The following is a 15,057-nucleotide window of genomic DNA, read 5'->3' on the forward strand; positions in this document are numbered from 1 at the left end:
TGGGTGGTGCGGACGTTCAGGAGTTTTCCTTATGCCCGCGAGCGAGAGGGAACTACTCCCCTGTCGCCTTCGCGATGATTTCCTTCGCGACGTTCGCGGGAACCTCAGCGTAGGAGTCGAACACCATGGAGTAGTTGGCACGTCCCTGGGTACGCGACCGCAGGTCGCCGACGTAGCCGAACATCTCCGACAGCGGGACCAGTGCCTTGACGACACGGGTACCGGCGCGCTCCTCCATGGCCTGGATCTGGCCACGGCGGGAGTTGAGGTCGCCGATCACATCGCCCATGTAGTCCTCGGGCGTGGTGACCTCGACGGCCATCAGCGGCTCGAGGATGACCGGACCGGCCTTCTTCGCGGCTTCCTTCATCGCCATGGAGCCGGCGATCTTGAAGGCCATTTCCGAAGAGTCGACCTCGTGGTACGCGCCGTCCAACAAGGTGAACTTCAACCCGACGAGCGGGTATCCGGCCAGTACGCCGTACTGCATGGCGTCCTGCGCGCCCGCGTCGACCGACGGGATGTACTCCCGCGGCACGCGGCCACCGGTGACCTTGTTGGAGAACTCGTAGAGGGCACCGTCGGTGGACTCGAGCGGCTCGAGCTTGACGATGACCTTCGCGAACTGACCGGAACCACCGGTCTGCTTCTTGTGCACATAGTCGAGCTTCTCGACCGTCTTGCGCACCGTCTCACGGTAGGCGACCTGTGGCTTACCGATGTTCGCCTCGACCTTGTAGTCGGACTTCATGCGGTTCACCAGCACCTCGAGGTGCAGCTCGCCCATACCCGCGATGATCGTCTGGCCGGTGTCCTCGTCCAGGTTGACCTGGAACGTCGGGTCCTCTTCGGCCAGCTTCTGGATCGCCAGGGACAGCTTCTCCTGGTCGGCCTTGGTCTTGGGCTCGATCGCGACGCGGATGACCGGCGCCGGGAACGTCATCGACTCGAGGACGACCGGGTTCTGCGGGTCGGCGAGGGTGTCACCGGTGGTGGTGTCCTTCAGGCCGATGACCGCGTAGATGTGGCCGGCCTGGGCCTCGTCGACCGGGTTCTCCTTGTTGGAGTGCATCTGGAAGAGCTTCCCGATGCGCTCCTTGCGCTCCTTGGTGGCGTTGATCAGCTGCGCGCCGGAGGAGACCTTGCCCGAGTACACCCGGATGTAGGTCAGCTTGCCGAAGAACGGGTGCGCGGCGATCTTGAACGCCAGAGCGGAGAACGGCTCCTCGGTCGACGGCTTGCGCGACACGACGGTCTCGCCGTCGGGCAGCGTGCCCTCGACGGCGGGGACGTCCAGCGGCGACGGCAGGTAGTCGATGACCGCGTCGAGCATGGGCTGCACGCCCTTGTTCTTGAACGCGGAACCGGTGAGCACCGGGTACGCCTCGCGGTTCACGGTGAGCTTGCGGATACCGGCCTTCAGCTCGGCCTCCGTCAGCTCCTCGCCCTCGAGGAACTTCTCCATCAGGGAGTCGTCGGTCTCGGCGATGGCCTCGACCAGCTTCTCCCGGTACTCGGCCGCCTTGTCGGCGAGCTCGGCCGGGATCTCCTCGACGGCGTAGTCCTCACCCTTCTGGACCTCGCCGCGCCAGGTCAGCGCCTTCATGCGGACCAGGTCGATGACGCCTTCGAACTCGTTCTCGGCGCCGATCGGCAGCTGGATGACCAGCGGGCGGGCGCCGAGGCGCTCCTCGATGGTGCGGACGGTGAAGTAGAAGTCCGCGCCGAGCTTGTCCATCTTGTTGACGAAGCAGATACGAGGAACCTCGTACTTGTCCGCCTGACGCCAGACCTGCTCGGACTGCGGCTCGACACCTTCCTTGCCGTCGAACACGGCGACGGCACCATCGAGCACGCGGAGCGAACGCTCCACCTCGACGGTGAAGTCGACGTGACCCGGGGTGTCGATGATGTTGATCTGGTGATCGGCCCAGAAGGTGGTGGTGGCAGCCGAGGTGATGGTGATACCCCGCTTCTGCTCCTCCTCCATCCAGTCCATGGTGGCGGCGCCATCGTGGACTTCACCGATCTTGTAGTTGACCCCGGTGTAGAACAGGATCCGCTCGGTGGTGGTGGTCTTACCGGCGTCGATGTGGGCCATGATGCCGATGTTGCGGACCTGGTTCAGGTCGGTCAGCACTTCACGTGCCACGAGAGTGTTCCCCTGTCTCAAAATTGGGGCCCGGCAAGGCTTTGATCGGCAGCCGGGCGGTCATCACCAGCGGTAGTGCGCGAAGGCCTTGTTGGACTCGGCCATCTTGTGCGTGTCCTCGCGCCGCTTCACGCTGGCACCGAGGCCGTTGCTCGCGTCGAGGAGCTCGTTCTGCAGGCGCTCGATCATGGTCTTCTCACGGCGGGCCGCGGAGAAGGAGACCAGCCAGCGGAGCGCGAGCGTGGTGGAGCGGCCCGGCTTGACCTCGATCGGCACCTGGTAGGTGGCACCACCGACACGGCGGCTCTTCACCTCGATGGTGGGCTTCACGTTGTCGAGGGCGCGCTTCAGCGTGACGACCGGGTCGGTGCCGGTCTTCTCGCGAGCACCTTCGAGGGCGCCGTAGACGATGCGCTCGGCCAGGGACCGCTTGCCGTCCTTCAGCACCTTGTTCACCAGCTGGGTGACCAGCGGGGATGCGTAGACGGGGTCAGAGATCAGCGGCCGCTTAGGGGCCGGACCCTTGCGGGGCATTAGCTCTTCTCCTTCTTCGCGCCGTACCGGCTGCGCGCCTGCTTACGGTTCTTGACACCCTGGGTGTCGAGCGAACCGCGGATGATCTTGTAACGGACACCCGGAAGGTCCTTCACACGACCACCACGCACGAGCACCATCGAGTGCTCCTGCAGGTTGTGGCCTTCACCGGGAATGTAGGCGGTGACCTCGATGCCGCTGGTCAACTTCACACGAGCGACCTTGCGAAGCGCCGAGTTCGGCTTCTTGGGGGTTGTGGTGTACACGCGAGTGCACACGCCACGCCGCTGCGGGCTCCCCTTGAGGGCCGCGGTCTTCTGCTTGGCAGCCTTGTCCTGGCGGCCCTTACGGACCAGCTGCTGGATCGTGGGCAATGGACCAGCTTTCTGTTCGCGATCTTGCTACTACGTGTCTGTCTCCGGCCCCCGCGGTCGGGCGTGTCGGCCCGCGTCACGGTCTTGCGACCGGTAACTTCCCGTAGGGATTTTCCGTCGGATCCCGTGTGGGCGAAGCCTTCGAACCGGATGCCTGAGCACCCCGTTCACGCCGCACGGCACACGGGACGGCCCGACGCCTGCCGGGCACGGTCTCCAAAGATACCCGGCCACTTCGGGGCCGACCAAATCGGGGGGTCGATAACTATATCGTGCCGGGCGGCACGCCGCGGCCACCCTGATGGAACGGCGTTTCGGGCTGTTCCATTCCCGTCGGCCTTGGCGTAGCACCTCCCGACAGGAGGCCCATTCCTCGTCGGCGCCTCAACGGAGGCGCCTTCAGTCCTCATCGGGCTTGGCGTGATCCGCCCTGCCCGGGTGTGGATCCCGGTTGAGGTCGATCAACGGATGCACGGGAGCCCCCTCCGGCGCCGCGTGACTCCCCCGCCGGGGTTCCTCCGTGCCTTCCTGCTGCTCGGCGTCCACGACGCCCTCCCCTCGCTGTGCTGATACCGCCGTACTCGGCGAACCACGCTACCTATTCCCCTAACGGGTGAGCCGGATGGATCCGGAAAGCACACCATCGCGTCAAACCGGTGAATAGGTCACGATGACACCGGTCACACGCACTTGCACGGGGAGGCTCCATGTCGGCCGAGTTCGAACAGCTGGTCGCCGAGTTCGAGAAGTTCCAGTCCAAGATCAAAACAGCCGAAACGCAGTTCGCGAAGGTCGGCGAAATGCAGGCGGAACTGGCGGAACTGGAGTCGGTGGCGACGTCACCGGATCGTTCGGTCACCGTCGTCGCGGGCCCCGGCGGGGCCGTCAAGGACATCCGCCTGTCCCCGGAAGCCCTTCGGCAGCAACCACAACAACTCGCCGCCAGCCTTCTGTCCACTTTGCACACCGCGGTGGCCGACGCGGCGCGGAAGCAGGCCGGGATCGTCGACGAGCAGTTCGGCGGGGCGTTCCATTTGAACGTTCAGGAGCAGGTTCTCGAAGCCCAGGCGGAAGCATTGGGAACCACGGCCGACGATCTACGGTCTCAGATGTCGGAGGAGCCACCAGCGGACACCGGCCGCCCCGCCCGCCGCCCTCGGAACGAGGACGACTTCAGCGAGGAGACGGTGCTCCGCCGGTCGGACGAATCGACTCCCGGCCCGTCGGCGGCGGGCCGGAACTCGGCCGGTGACCAGTTCCTCAAGAACCTGTTCGACGAGGAGGACCACTGATGACCGGACCAGGCGCCGGCGGGCACGCGGTCAAGACGCAGGCCTTGACCGACTACGCGAACAAGCTCGGCTACTACAAGGACGAGGCCGGCAAGTTCGGCGGCCTCGTCGACCAGGCCGACGTCACGGACAAGTCGTGGGGCCTGATCGGGCTCGCGGTGAAGCAGACCTACACCGGCAAGCTCGCCGACCTGCGTGAGCTGCTCGAGCTGATGAAGACCGGGGTGGACTCGTTCTCCGGGAAGATGACCCAGGCGGCGTCGATCTACAACGGCTTCGAAAACGACGCGACGATCACTCTGGGGAAGTACGAAGCCAAGATCGACGGACCGAAGTGAGCTGGGGGACGGCATGACCGACGAGAAGGCGAGTGTCGCCGGCAACGTCAAGATCACGGGTGACGACAGCTTCGGCAAGAACGCGCTCGACGCCGCGAAGAAGGTGCCGATCGCGGGCAAGGGCGTCACCACCGTCACCACCGCCTACGAGAAGTTCAGCACCGCGCAGGGCCCCGGCGACCTCGTGGCCGCGGGCGGACAGCTGGTGCAGGACGGCGCGGGTTTCATCGCGGGGGCGGGCGCGGACCTCGCGAGCTTCGTGCTCGACCCGGTGGGCTGGCTGGTCAGCAACGGCCTGAACATCCTGATCGAGCTGATCCAGCCGCTGCAGGACGCGCTGCACTTCGTCACGGGTGACGGTCCGGCGCTCAAGACCGCGGCCGGCAACTTCGGCAACATCGCCAAGGGCTTCGTCACGCTGGCCGACGACTTCGTCAAGACCGGCGACGAGTCGCTGAAGGACTGGGTGGGCGACGCGGGCGACGCCGCCCGGAACGCGCTCGGCGACTTCGCCGTCGGCATCAAGGGCATCGGCAACAGCGCCGGCACGGTGGCCGAGACGCTGCAGATGTGGTCGATGGTGATGACCGTCATCGAAGAGGTCGTCAAATCGATCATCTCCGAGCTGGTCACCTGGGCGATCTACATCTGGCTGCCCGCACTGGCCGCGTCCGTCGTCAGTCTCGGCTCCACGGTGGCCGCGGCGATGACCGCGACGATCGCCAAGGCCGCGAGCGCGATGGGCAAGATCACCAAGCACCTCGGCAAACTCGGCAAGCTGCTCGACAAGTTCATGGGCTTCATGCTCAAGTGGACCGACGACCTGGTCAAACAGGGTTCGAAGCTGACGAAGGCCGGCAAGGTCGGGATGACGCCCGGTCAGGAGAAGACGATCGTCGGCGCGTTCGCCAAGGACACCGGGACACAGCTGGGCACGTTCGGCGACGCCGCGAAGGACGTCCTCAAGGGTGTGCCGAACCAGGCGATCAAGCAGGTCGTCGGGGTCAACCCGGCCGACCTGTCGAAGGGATCCGCCTATCAGGGCAAGGCGGCTTTCGACTTCGCGAACAAGGCCATCGACAACACCAAGAACACCACCACCGGGCAGGAATACGGCCGCACCGGCGGTCGCCACAGCGAAGAGGAGACCCGCGAGAACCTCGACATGGACCAGTAGGGTCGCCCGATGGACGATCAGCTGGCCGGACCGTGGCTCATCGCCGGTGGTTACACCGTGGCACTGGCGCTGCTGCTGCTCGGCGGGCGGTTCGACGGACGGCGGCCGACCGCGGCCGCCGTCAGCTACGCCCTCTGCGGGATCCTCGTCTCCGAGACGTCGCTGTACTGGCTCTCGGCGGGGTCCGGGAGCGCGGTTCCCGGCTGGCTCTGGTTCGCGTTCCCGCTGATCATCGCGGCTCTGGCGGCGTTCCGGGGGTATCGGCAGAAGACGTGGACCGGCAGGCTCGACGGGGTCGGCGAGCCGAGCTTCGGCGTACTCCCCCGGCGCGGCATCGCCGTCGGCCACGCACAGGCGTCCCCCGAGTCCGTGGTGACGGTGGTCGAGTTCGGCCACCACGGGCATCGGCTGCTCGGGGTCGAGTACCGGCTCGGCGGTTCCTCCGACGGTTTCCCCGAACTGGCCAGGACGGCCGACCTGATCGATGGGACGTACGCCCTGATCCAGCTGCGGACACCCGTCGTGCCGTCGGTCGTCATCACCCCCGTCACGGGTGCTTTCGAACCGGAGCGGTTCACACCGCTGGAGGACGCCCGCATCACGCGGAACACCATCGGGGCGCCGAAGCCGGACGCGTTGCTTCAAAGGTTCGAGACCGGCACGGAGTTCGATCGCCGGTTCACCGTGACGACGTCGGATCCGAAGTTCGCCCAGGCCCTGCTGTCGACCCAGGGCGTCCGTGATCTGCTGGACCGCGACCCGTGGTTCCGGGTCCGCGAGGTGGCTTTCCACGGCGGCTCACTGTGGGCAGCCGAAGCCGGGACACTGACCGAAGAGATGATGTTCGCCGACTCCCGGCGCCTGGCCATCCTGGCGTCCACAGTGGACTGGGAGGACGCTGATTTCCGTTCGGTCGCGAAGGCTTCCGACACCAGTGACGCGGGATGGCTCGACGGTCGCCGGGGCCCACTCGCCGGGCTCCGCGGCCCGCTCAACCGGCGCAGGGAAGCGACGGGCCGTCAGCCGCTGTCGTCGCTGTCCCTGGTGGCGCGCACGGTCGTCGCGCTCGCGCTGGTGTTGCCGGGGCTGGCGCTCGCGGTGAACTCGCTGACCGCGTTGACCGGCCTCGCTCCCGTGGCGCGGCTCACCGTGACCACGACCCTCCTGGCGGAGGCGGGCACGTCGAACTGCACCAGTTGCGGCAACGGCAACCTGGTGGACGGCACCTACGAACTCGACGGCGAGACGCACGCGGTCAAGGACCTGCGGTGGATGTCGTTCGGGACGTTCCCGGACCGGGGCGACGTCGTCGACATCTCCGTGACACCACTGTGGTGGCATCCGCTGATCGAGGGCAAGGACACGGGCTTCTTCCTGCTGCTGATCGGCCTGGCCCCCGTCCTCGCCGGCACCCTCCTCGCGAAAGCGACCTACGCCCCGCGACCGCGTCGCGTTTAGCGGGCTAAACGCGATCCGACAGGGCCTCGACCAGGGACTTCGAGAAGTAGTAGTGGGCGAAGGGGTCGTCGTTGAAGGGCTCGACCTCGTCGTAGCCGAGGCGCGCGTACAGGGCCCTCGCCTCGACCAGGTCGCTGCGGGTGTCCAGGCGGATGGTCGTGGCGCCGAGGCCGCGGGCGACGTCCTCGGCGGCGGCCACGAGCAGCGCCGCGCCGCCCTTGCCACGCTCGGAACGCCGGAGGAAGACGCGCTTGAGTTCGACGATTTCCGGGTCCATGACCCGGAGCCCTGCGCAGCCGGCGAGCACCCCGTCACGCCAGGCGAGGAGGAAAGCGCCGGTCGGCGGGACCAGGTACCTGCTGTGATGCTCGTCGAGCAGGGCGTCGAGTTCGTCGTCGGCGATCGGGCGCCCGTGGAACCGGGACGCGATTTCGTCCAGGTACTCGCGCAGCAACCGGGCGGCGTCCGGGTGATCGACGGGGGTGACTTCGAAGCTCCAGCTCATGGCCCCATTCTGCCCAGCCCGGCCACTGATTTTCCCCGGCCGCCGGATCGCGATTAGGGGGCTGAAGTCGCCGCGCCCCGGATCGCGGTTTGCCCGCTAAAGTCGCCGCGCGGCACTGGTCAGGAGGGGGCCAGGCGGCCGGCGCAGGTGGCGACCTCACCGGGGGCGGACTTCTCCGAGGTGACGACGGCGCCGCCCACCGCGACCCGGCATTCGACGGCGCCCTCGCCCTGCCCTATCAGCTGGACGGTCGGCGGGGTACCGGTGTTCTTCCACGTGAGCTCCTTGCGCCACGGCAGCGTCACCTGGAGTTCTTGGTGCACGAGCCCCAGCCCGTTCGAGTCGTAGACCACGGTCGCGGTCCCCGTCCCGGCGAGCTCGTAGGCGATTTGCCAGTCGTTCGACACCGGCTGCGGCTGGCTCAGGGTCCGCGTGATCGTGCGGTCCGGTTCGCGTGACGGCGCCGTGCCCGTCGGTTCGCCGACGACGGCCACGGTCTCTGCCTGCGGCTCTTCACCGCCGTTGAGCAGCACCACACAGGTCGCGAGCGCGGCCACCACGATCCCCGCGATGGCGATGCGCCCGATCAGTTGTCTGTCGGCCATCGGTTCTCCTCACCGAAAGCGGCGGCGCGGCCCGAGAGCCGCGCCGCCACGGAAGTCAGGACGGCAGCAGCCGTCCGGGGACGCCGTTGAGGGACTGGATCAGGCCGAGCACCGGCACGCCGAGCGGCGCGAACGTCCAGATGTTGTTGAGGTCGCTCGTGTCGGGTTCGTCGACGACCACGACATCGCTCGGGGCCGCCTGCACGGCGAGCGCGGGAGCAGCCGAGCCGAGCACGACGAGGCCGGCTAGCGCCGCACCGGTGACCGCGCGAACGAGGGTCTTCTTCATGAGATTCTCCTTTACTGGTAACGGTTTTACGAAATCGGCGTGATGAGCCCGTAGATCGGGGCGAGGAGGTCGGTGGGTACGGGGACGGTCGGTCCGAGCAGTCCGCCGAGGTCGACGCCGGGGATCAGCCAGAGCGCGGGGCCACCGCCACCGGTCGGCAGGCCCGGCAACGGGTCGGCGGAGGCGACCCCGCCGGCGAGTCCGGACAGCGCGCCCGCGACGGCGAGCGGCAGCAGCACACGGGCCGCGATTCGCTTCATCTCTTCTCCCTTTTTCCTTACCGCTGCTGGAATCGAGCGGAATCCTTCACCGGAGTACCGAGCTGACCGGCACGATCGTGCCGTCGGGGATCCATTGCCCCGCGTAGTTCCGGTCGGCGATCATCCCGACGGCGTGCGGTTCGCCCGGGTACATCGGCATGGCGTTGACCTGCGCCGCCGCGAAGATCTGGACGTCGCCGTTCATCGACCGCCACTGGTCTCCGAGCCAGCTGCGGAAGCCGCCGAGGGTGGGGCTTTCGCCACCGAAGGCATTGCCCGCGGCGACCGCGAAACTCACGGCGACCTGCTCGCGCGGGTCGAACCTCAGTGGCAGCGAGGAACTCGCGACGGAGTTGACGATCGGGCCGTTCAGCAGCCAGGGCGCGAGGTACAGACCGTACTGGTGGGTCGGCTTGAGCCGCTGCGATTCGGCCGCGCGGGTCATCGCCGTGTAGCCACCCGCCCAGCCGGACACCACGAGCAGCGCGGTGTTCGGGCCCGCCTCGGCCTGCACAGGGAGCCCGACGCGCGCGGCGGTCTCCCGGACCAGCTTCGCGGCGGCGGCACTGCGTGGCGAGGTGTCCTCGACGATAGTGAGCGCGGAAGGCTTGCGCCCGGCGAGGAACTCGACGAGTTTGACGAGCGAACCGCTGTCCTCACTGGAAAGCGCGTCGGCGGGGCATGCTGTGAGGACTTCGCGGCGGTCGGCGATCAGGCCGCCCAGCGCGGCCGAAGCGCACTCGGGCGCGTCCACGTCCTCGATCGCGGGGCCCTGCTCCTCACCCGCGTCGACCTCGATCGTCGTCTTCTCGTCGCCACGGCTGATGATCAGGTCGCTGCGCCCCTTCGGCAGGTCGACCTCGGCCCAGGTGCCTTCGGCGCCGGGACGCACGATGGCCTTGCCGATCAGGCCGCCGTCGATTCCGGCGGACAGGTCGTCTCCCGCGCTCGCCGGGAAATGGACGAGGTTCTTGCCGGGTCGCTGCGGGCTCACCAGCACCGGGAACTGACGCTCACCGATGGAGGCGTCGGCGAGCAGAGCGACACCTGGGATCGGGACCTCGGGCGGTTTGGGGACGGCCGCGAGGGCGCTCCACGCGACGAAACCGATGGCAATGGCAGCCGCGCCGAATCGGTAAGCACGCGTGGATTCCTTGCCGGAGAGGAAGAATCCGGCGACAACGGTGGCGACGACCGGCAACACGGCGATCACCAGCAACGTGATGCCGAAGAGCGTTTCGTAGATCCGGCGGTCCAAACCGAGCCCCGAGGAGAACAGCTGGACCACACCCGCGACGACGAGAAGTCCGCCCAGCGTCAGGGAAAGCGGGCCGAGCCGGAAGTTCGTCTGGCGCCAGCGGTCGGCGGGCACCCAGACGGAAAGAACGGTGACGCCGAACCACAAGGCCGCCGCCGCGACGTAGACGGTGTCGATGGCGAATTCGACGCCGGTCCGCCCGAGCGAGGTTTCGAGCACCACCAGAGCGGCGAGCGCGAGGGAAGCCCAGCGCCCGGCGGACGGCCACCTGACAAGAATCGGAATGGCCACCGCGAGCACGAGGTGCACGCTCAGCGCGATGACGTTGACGTCGGTCGCGAAAGCGGAAACCGCCGCCAGCGCGGCGGAAACCCCGCCGAGCGCGACGATGGTGAGGTACAGACGTTTGGGTAGTTCGCCCACGAGCGGACGCAGGATTCCGGTGCCGGCGAGGAAAGCCGTCGCCAGCAGGAGGCCGAGCCGGAGCAGGACCAAGGCGATGCCGACTCCGGCCGAATCCGAACTCGCCGGTATGACGTGGTGATCCATGGGAACCTTCTCCGAGTAGATCGGCGGAGCCGTGGGTGACGGGGTGCGCCCGCCACCCACGGCCTTCCGCGCCGAGCAGGGTTACTTGAGATCCGCGTCAGCCACGACGAACAGCTCGGAGTGCGGCTTGGCGTTGCCGAAGGACCCGTGCGGCCAGGTCTTCCGGTTGAAGTTGATCCCGACCTGTCCGGTGAATTCGTCCCGGAAGTTCTGGTCGACCGCGAGCTTCCCGTCCTGGCCGAGGTTCAGCAGGTTGACCTTGTGGTCACCGTCCAAACCGGACCGTGCGACGAAGTAGTTCGAAACCGCGAGGTGCTGCGGCTTGTCGGTTTCGCGGTAGTAGCCATCGTCACCGAGGACGAAGTTGTCGTACGCGCCCCAGTGCGGGCCGCCACCCGGCGTGCCCGGGTTGATCGCGGCCGCGCCGACGACGGTCGGCAGGTCGCCGCCACCGCCCTGCTGGGACTTCTCCTTCGTATCGATCCGGCCGTTGATGTTCTCGACCTTGTCGCCCGCGGCGAGCAGCTTCTGGATGTCGAGGATGTAGACGCCGCCGGTGGTACCGGGGTCGTCCGGGCCGAGCGCGCCCTTGGACCGTCCGGTGATCGCGCGGTAGAGGTACTTGTCGTCGGGGCTGGTCTGGATCCAGCCACCGTTCGAACCGCCACCGTTGGAGTCGTTGTTCGGGTGGATCGCCTTGTTCGCGGCGCCGTCGTCGAACACCTGGATCCAGTGCGGCTCCTTGGCGGTGATGTCCGGCGTGTAGAACACCGCGCCGCCCTGCATGGTCTGGGCGAAGGCGCCCTTGTGGCCGGGCAGGTTGGTCACCGTGGTCTCCATGACCGCACGGCTTTCGGCGTGCAGCGGGTCCGCCGGGTCGGCCCGCGGGCCGTCCGGCAGGTACGAGACCGCCTTGAGCTTCGGCTTGTTGCGGTCGGAGATGTCCCATGTGCGAACGGTCGGCCGGCGCAGGTACGGCGACGGCTGCTTCACCGGGTCGAGGATGATGTTCCGCGGCTCGGCGTAGTCACTGGTGACCAGGGTGTTGAGATCCTCACGGGCCTGGATGCCGTGTGGGTTGGCGCAAGTCGGCTTGTCGAGTTGTGGGAGGTTGTCGCACAGCTTCTTGTTGTCGCCCTGCGGTGTGGCCGCCGGGGACTCGGAAAGCACCTGCGCGTTCTGGTCGAAGCGGACGACCTCGCCGGGACTGCCGGCGAAACCGTTGCCCACCACGGTGGAACCGTTGGCGTAGGTGTGCGGGCCCGGCACGACCGGGCCGCCCATGTACGTGCCGTACGCGGTGCCGTCCTTGAGCACCCAGTACGCGTCCGGCACGGAACCGCCGAGCGTCTGAGTCGGGAGGCTGACGCCCTTGAGCTTCAGTTGCGGCAACGCGGAGACGTCGAAGGCGTACGTCGCGGCGGCGAACAGCGCACCGGCGTAGATCGTGTCGCCCTTGTGCCACACGTACTGCATGTGGTGCGGCTCGTTCTCGACGAGCGGGCCGACGGTGGCGGTGTTGACGACCTTGCCGTAGGTCGGCGAGCCCTGCGTCGCGTCGATCACGGCGAGGAAATCCGGACCGGGCAACGCGTTCTTGATCTTGTTGAGGCCGCCGCCGAGCGAACCCGGCAGGTTCTTGACGTCCTTGACCAGGGTGTCGGCGATGTTCTCGTCACCGGCCCAGACCAGCAGCCACTTCTTGCGCTGGCCGTCGGCGCTCCGGGACGCGGCGACATCCTTGGACACGAGGTGATTCTGGACCCAGTACTCCTTGCCGTCGGCCGCCTTCTTGGCGTCCTTGACGACCTGGACATCGGCGTAGGCACTCGTGGCGGAGCCGGTATAGGTCACCGTTCCCACGGCGAGCACCGCCGCCATGGCGCCAATCACCACTTTTCGCCACTCTTTTCGCAACTTGGGCGAGTTGGATAACATTCTTTCTCCCTGTTTTCGCTACCGAAGCGCCAGACAATTGGCACACCTCTCCCCCTTTCGCGCAGGCGTCACCGGCACGGATCAAGGGAAAGCAATCAACCGCCGGACCACATAGGGAACCGTTGCGGTGCACGGAAAGCGTCAGCGCACGAAGAACGGGCACATCCATTTCGGATGCGCGAATTCAGTTACGACGCGACGAGCCGGAACAGATCAGGAATCCATACACAGCGCGCTTGCTTGCTGCCGCAAGTCAACGTGCCGGCGCCACACCAAGGCGACTGGGGATTGCATGGGCGAAATACTCGTGTGAAGCCGCACGAGTGTCAATGTCGTGGTCAAAGAATGGGACTCGCCACGACCGGGTGAATTTCCCACGATGCGGATGCGCCATTAGGCCGGACGGGTGGCGATTTTCCGAGTGCTGGGAATTAGGCCACCTGGCGGCACTACTACAGGTCACAACGGACCAGTAACCTGCGTCCGGCGAACACTGGGCCGTTATGGGTTCGTTATTCAATCCAGGGAACTCTGGTGGATCCGCAGGTCCACAGAGCCTTCGGAGGCGGTAAGACAGGGCCATGCCGAAGACGTTCAGAAGGACGCTGACCGTTGCAGCCCTCGCCGTGCTCACCGCGATTCCCGCGCCCGCCCAGGCATCCGAGCCGAAGGCGCCACCCGAGTTCGTCGCGCTTTCCGATGTGGCGCCGACGATCCCGCACGAGATCCGGTACCGCGGGCAGCACAACTTCGTCGGCCGGAAGATCGACGGATACGTCCAGCCCCTGTGCCTCCTGACGCGGCAAGCCGCGGAGGGGCTGCGCACGGCTCAGCGGCAGCTGCTGCGGCAGGGCTACACGCTCAAGGTGTACGACTGCTACCGGCCGCAGCGCGCCGTCGACCACTTCGTCCGGTGGGCCAAGGATCTCGCCGACGAGAAGATGAAGGCGGAATTCTATCCGAACGTGGCGAAGGACCGGTTGTTCGCCGACGGGTACATCGCGGAGAAGTCCGGGCACAGCCGCGGGAGCACGGTGGACCTGACGATCGTGAAACTGCCGCCCCGGCCGCAGCGCCCCTATCGACCGGGCGAGGCGCTGACGCCGTGCTTCGCGGCGGACCGGTTCCCGGACAACATGGTCGACATGGGGACCGGGTACGACTGCTTCGACACGCTCTCGCACACCGACGACCCTCGGATCGCCGGCGAGGCACGGGTGAACCGGCAACTGCTCAAGGGCACGCTCGCGGCGGCCGGTTTCCGGAACCTGCCTGAGGAGTGGTGGCACTACACCCTCAACGGGGAGCCGTTCCCGGATACCTACTTCGACTTCCCCGTCTCCCGGCACTCCCTGACCTGCGCCCCGCTCCGCCCGGATCGCGATTAGGGGGCTGAACGCAAGTCGCCCTCCCTTCCCGCCAGATCGCACTTAGGGGTCCTAACAGAATGATCTCGAGTGTGGTTTGATGCTGTGTCTCGGTGATCGTTGTGTGAGGGGTGGGCTGGGTGGGGCAGCGGCGTCCGTGGGAGGTCGATGATGGTCTGTGGGAGCGGATCGAGCCGTTGTTGCCGGGGGTGGAGCGTCGGTTTCGGCATCCTGGGCGTAAGCGGTTGGATGACCGTAAGGCGTTGTGCGGGATCATGTTCGTGCTCTATACGGCGATTCCGTGGGAGTTTCTGCCGCAGGAGCTGGGCTATGGGTCGGGTATGACGTGCTGGCGCCGGTTGCGGGACTGGACCGAGGCCGGGGTGTGGCAGCAGCTGCACGAGCTGCTGCTGGCGGAGCTGCACGCGGCCGGCCAGCTGGACTGGTCACGGGCGGCGGTCGACGGGTCGCATGTGCGGGCGTTAAAAGGGGGCCGAAAACCGGTCCCAGCCCGGTCGATCGGGCCCGCACCGGGTCCAAGCACCACGTGATCACCGACGGCACCGGTATCCCGCTGGCGGCGACCTTGACCGGCGGGAACCGGCATGACGTCACCCAGCTGATGCCGTTGATCCACGCGGTCCCGCCGGTCCGGGGCCGCCGTGGGCGGCCTCGCCGTCGGCCGCGTCGGATCTACGCCGACCGCGCCTACGACCACGACAAGTACCGCCGCCTGGTCCGCGCCGCGGGAATCACGCCTGTCATCGCTCGCCGCGGCGAGGAACACGGCTCCGGCCTCGGCGTCTACCGGTGGGTCGTCGAGGGCGCGTTCGCCCTGCTGCACTGGTTCCGACGCCTGCGCATCCGCTGGGAAGTCCGCGACGACATCCACGAAGCCTTCCTCACCCTCGGCTGCGCCATCATCTGCTGGCGCCGACTCAAAACCCACTCAATCTGTTAG

Annotated in this window: 15 protein-coding genes; 6 read left to right on the forward strand and 9 right to left on the reverse strand. The window is 67.1% G+C overall.

Annotated features, from left to right (window positions below; genetic code table 11):
* Positions 1-52: 52 nt before the first annotated feature.
* The 3 genes from fusA to rpsL form a co-directional block, all read right to left on the reverse strand.
* On the reverse strand, positions 53-2,152 hold the full coding sequence (gene fusA, locus ACLARN_RS03335) for an elongation factor G (RefSeq protein WP_409489797.1): 2,100 nt from the start codon (positions 2,150-2,152) through the stop codon (positions 53-55).
* Positions 2,153-2,215: 63 nt separating this feature from the next.
* Positions 2,216-2,686 (reverse strand): 30S ribosomal protein S7, encoded by a 471-nt coding sequence (gene rpsG / locus ACLARN_RS03340; protein ID WP_005166770.1) that lies wholly within the window; start codon positions 2,684-2,686, stop codon positions 2,216-2,218.
* On the reverse strand, positions 2,686-3,060 hold the full coding sequence (gene rpsL, locus ACLARN_RS03345; protein ID WP_003102113.1) for a 30S ribosomal protein S12: 375 nt from the start codon (positions 3,058-3,060) through the stop codon (positions 2,686-2,688). Before rpsL ends, rpsG begins: the two co-directional genes overlap by 1 nt.
* A 707-nt stretch (positions 3,061-3,767) precedes the next feature.
* Here rpsL and ACLARN_RS03350 point away from each other — a divergent pair.
* From ACLARN_RS03350 to ACLARN_RS03365, 4 genes are read left to right on the forward strand one after another with little or no spacing between them, the layout of a single operon-like run.
* Positions 3,768-4,352, forward strand: coding sequence for a YbaB/EbfC family nucleoid-associated protein (locus tag ACLARN_RS03350; RefSeq protein ID WP_409489798.1), 585 nt, complete (start codon positions 3,768-3,770; stop codon positions 4,350-4,352).
* Positions 4,352-4,690: a hypothetical protein gene (locus ACLARN_RS03355; protein WP_076162996.1), complete on the forward strand. Its 339-nt coding sequence runs from the start codon at positions 4,352-4,354 to the stop codon at positions 4,688-4,690. The genes ACLARN_RS03350 and ACLARN_RS03355 overlap by 1 nt, the downstream gene beginning before the upstream one ends.
* 13 nt (positions 4,691-4,703) lie before the next feature.
* On the forward strand, positions 4,704-5,867 hold the full coding sequence (locus ACLARN_RS03360) for a hypothetical protein (protein ID WP_409489799.1): 1,164 nt from the start codon (positions 4,704-4,706) through the stop codon (positions 5,865-5,867).
* 9 nt (positions 5,868-5,876) lie between these two features.
* Positions 5,877-7,325 carry a hypothetical protein gene (locus ACLARN_RS03365; protein WP_409489800.1) on the forward strand — a complete coding sequence of 483 codons (1,449 nt, stop codon included), beginning with the start codon at positions 5,877-5,879 and terminating at the stop codon, positions 7,323-7,325.
* Between the two features lie 4 nt (positions 7,326-7,329).
* Here ACLARN_RS03365 and ACLARN_RS03370 read toward each other — a convergent pair whose 3' ends face one another.
* The 6 genes from ACLARN_RS03370 to ACLARN_RS03395 form a co-directional block, all read right to left on the reverse strand.
* Positions 7,330-7,830: a GNAT family N-acetyltransferase gene (locus ACLARN_RS03370; protein ID WP_409489801.1), complete on the reverse strand. Its 501-nt coding sequence runs from the start codon at positions 7,828-7,830 to the stop codon at positions 7,330-7,332.
* Between the two features lie 119 nt (positions 7,831-7,949).
* Positions 7,950-8,435, reverse strand: a complete 486-nt coding sequence (locus ACLARN_RS03375; protein ID WP_409489802.1) for a hypothetical protein — start codon at positions 8,433-8,435, stop codon at positions 7,950-7,952.
* A gap of 55 nt (positions 8,436-8,490) precedes the next feature.
* Entirely contained in the window at positions 8,491-8,724 is a 234-nt protein-coding gene (locus ACLARN_RS03380; protein WP_101612157.1) for a hypothetical protein, read from the reverse strand.
* Positions 8,725-8,750: 26 nt separating this feature from the next.
* Positions 8,751-8,984, reverse strand: a complete 234-nt coding sequence (locus ACLARN_RS03385) for a hypothetical protein (RefSeq protein ID WP_409489803.1) — start codon at positions 8,982-8,984, stop codon at positions 8,751-8,753.
* A gap of 46 nt (positions 8,985-9,030) precedes the next feature.
* Complete coding sequence (locus ACLARN_RS03390; RefSeq protein WP_409489804.1) at positions 9,031-10,791, reverse strand: hypothetical protein; 1,761 nt, start codon at positions 10,789-10,791, stop codon at positions 9,031-9,033.
* Positions 10,792-10,872: 81 nt separating this feature from the next.
* Positions 10,873-12,672 carry a hypothetical protein gene (locus ACLARN_RS03395; RefSeq protein ID WP_409490008.1) on the reverse strand — a complete coding sequence of 600 codons (1,800 nt, stop codon included), beginning with the start codon at positions 12,670-12,672 and terminating at the stop codon, positions 10,873-10,875.
* Between the two features lie 638 nt (positions 12,673-13,310).
* On the opposite strand from ACLARN_RS03395, the gene ACLARN_RS03400 reads away from it, so the two are divergent.
* Both ACLARN_RS03400 and ACLARN_RS03405 read left to right on the forward strand, forming a co-directional pair.
* Positions 13,311-14,117 (forward strand): M15 family metallopeptidase, encoded by an 807-nt coding sequence (locus ACLARN_RS03400; RefSeq protein ID WP_409489805.1) that lies wholly within the window; start codon positions 13,311-13,313, stop codon positions 14,115-14,117.
* A 119-nt stretch (positions 14,118-14,236) separates the two neighbouring features.
* Positions 14,237-15,057, forward strand: a protein-coding gene (locus tag ACLARN_RS03405) for an IS5 family transposase (RefSeq protein WP_409489806.1) whose coding sequence is annotated in 2 segments (ribosomal slippage) — positions 14,237-14,591 and positions 14,591-15,057 — 822 coding nt in all. Because the reading frame shifts where the segments join, the coding sequence is not laid out codon by codon here.

The sequence above is a fragment of the Amycolatopsis sp. cmx-11-12 genome, assembly GCF_046269425.1.
Lineage (GTDB): Bacteria > Actinomycetota > Actinomycetes > Mycobacteriales > Pseudonocardiaceae > Amycolatopsis.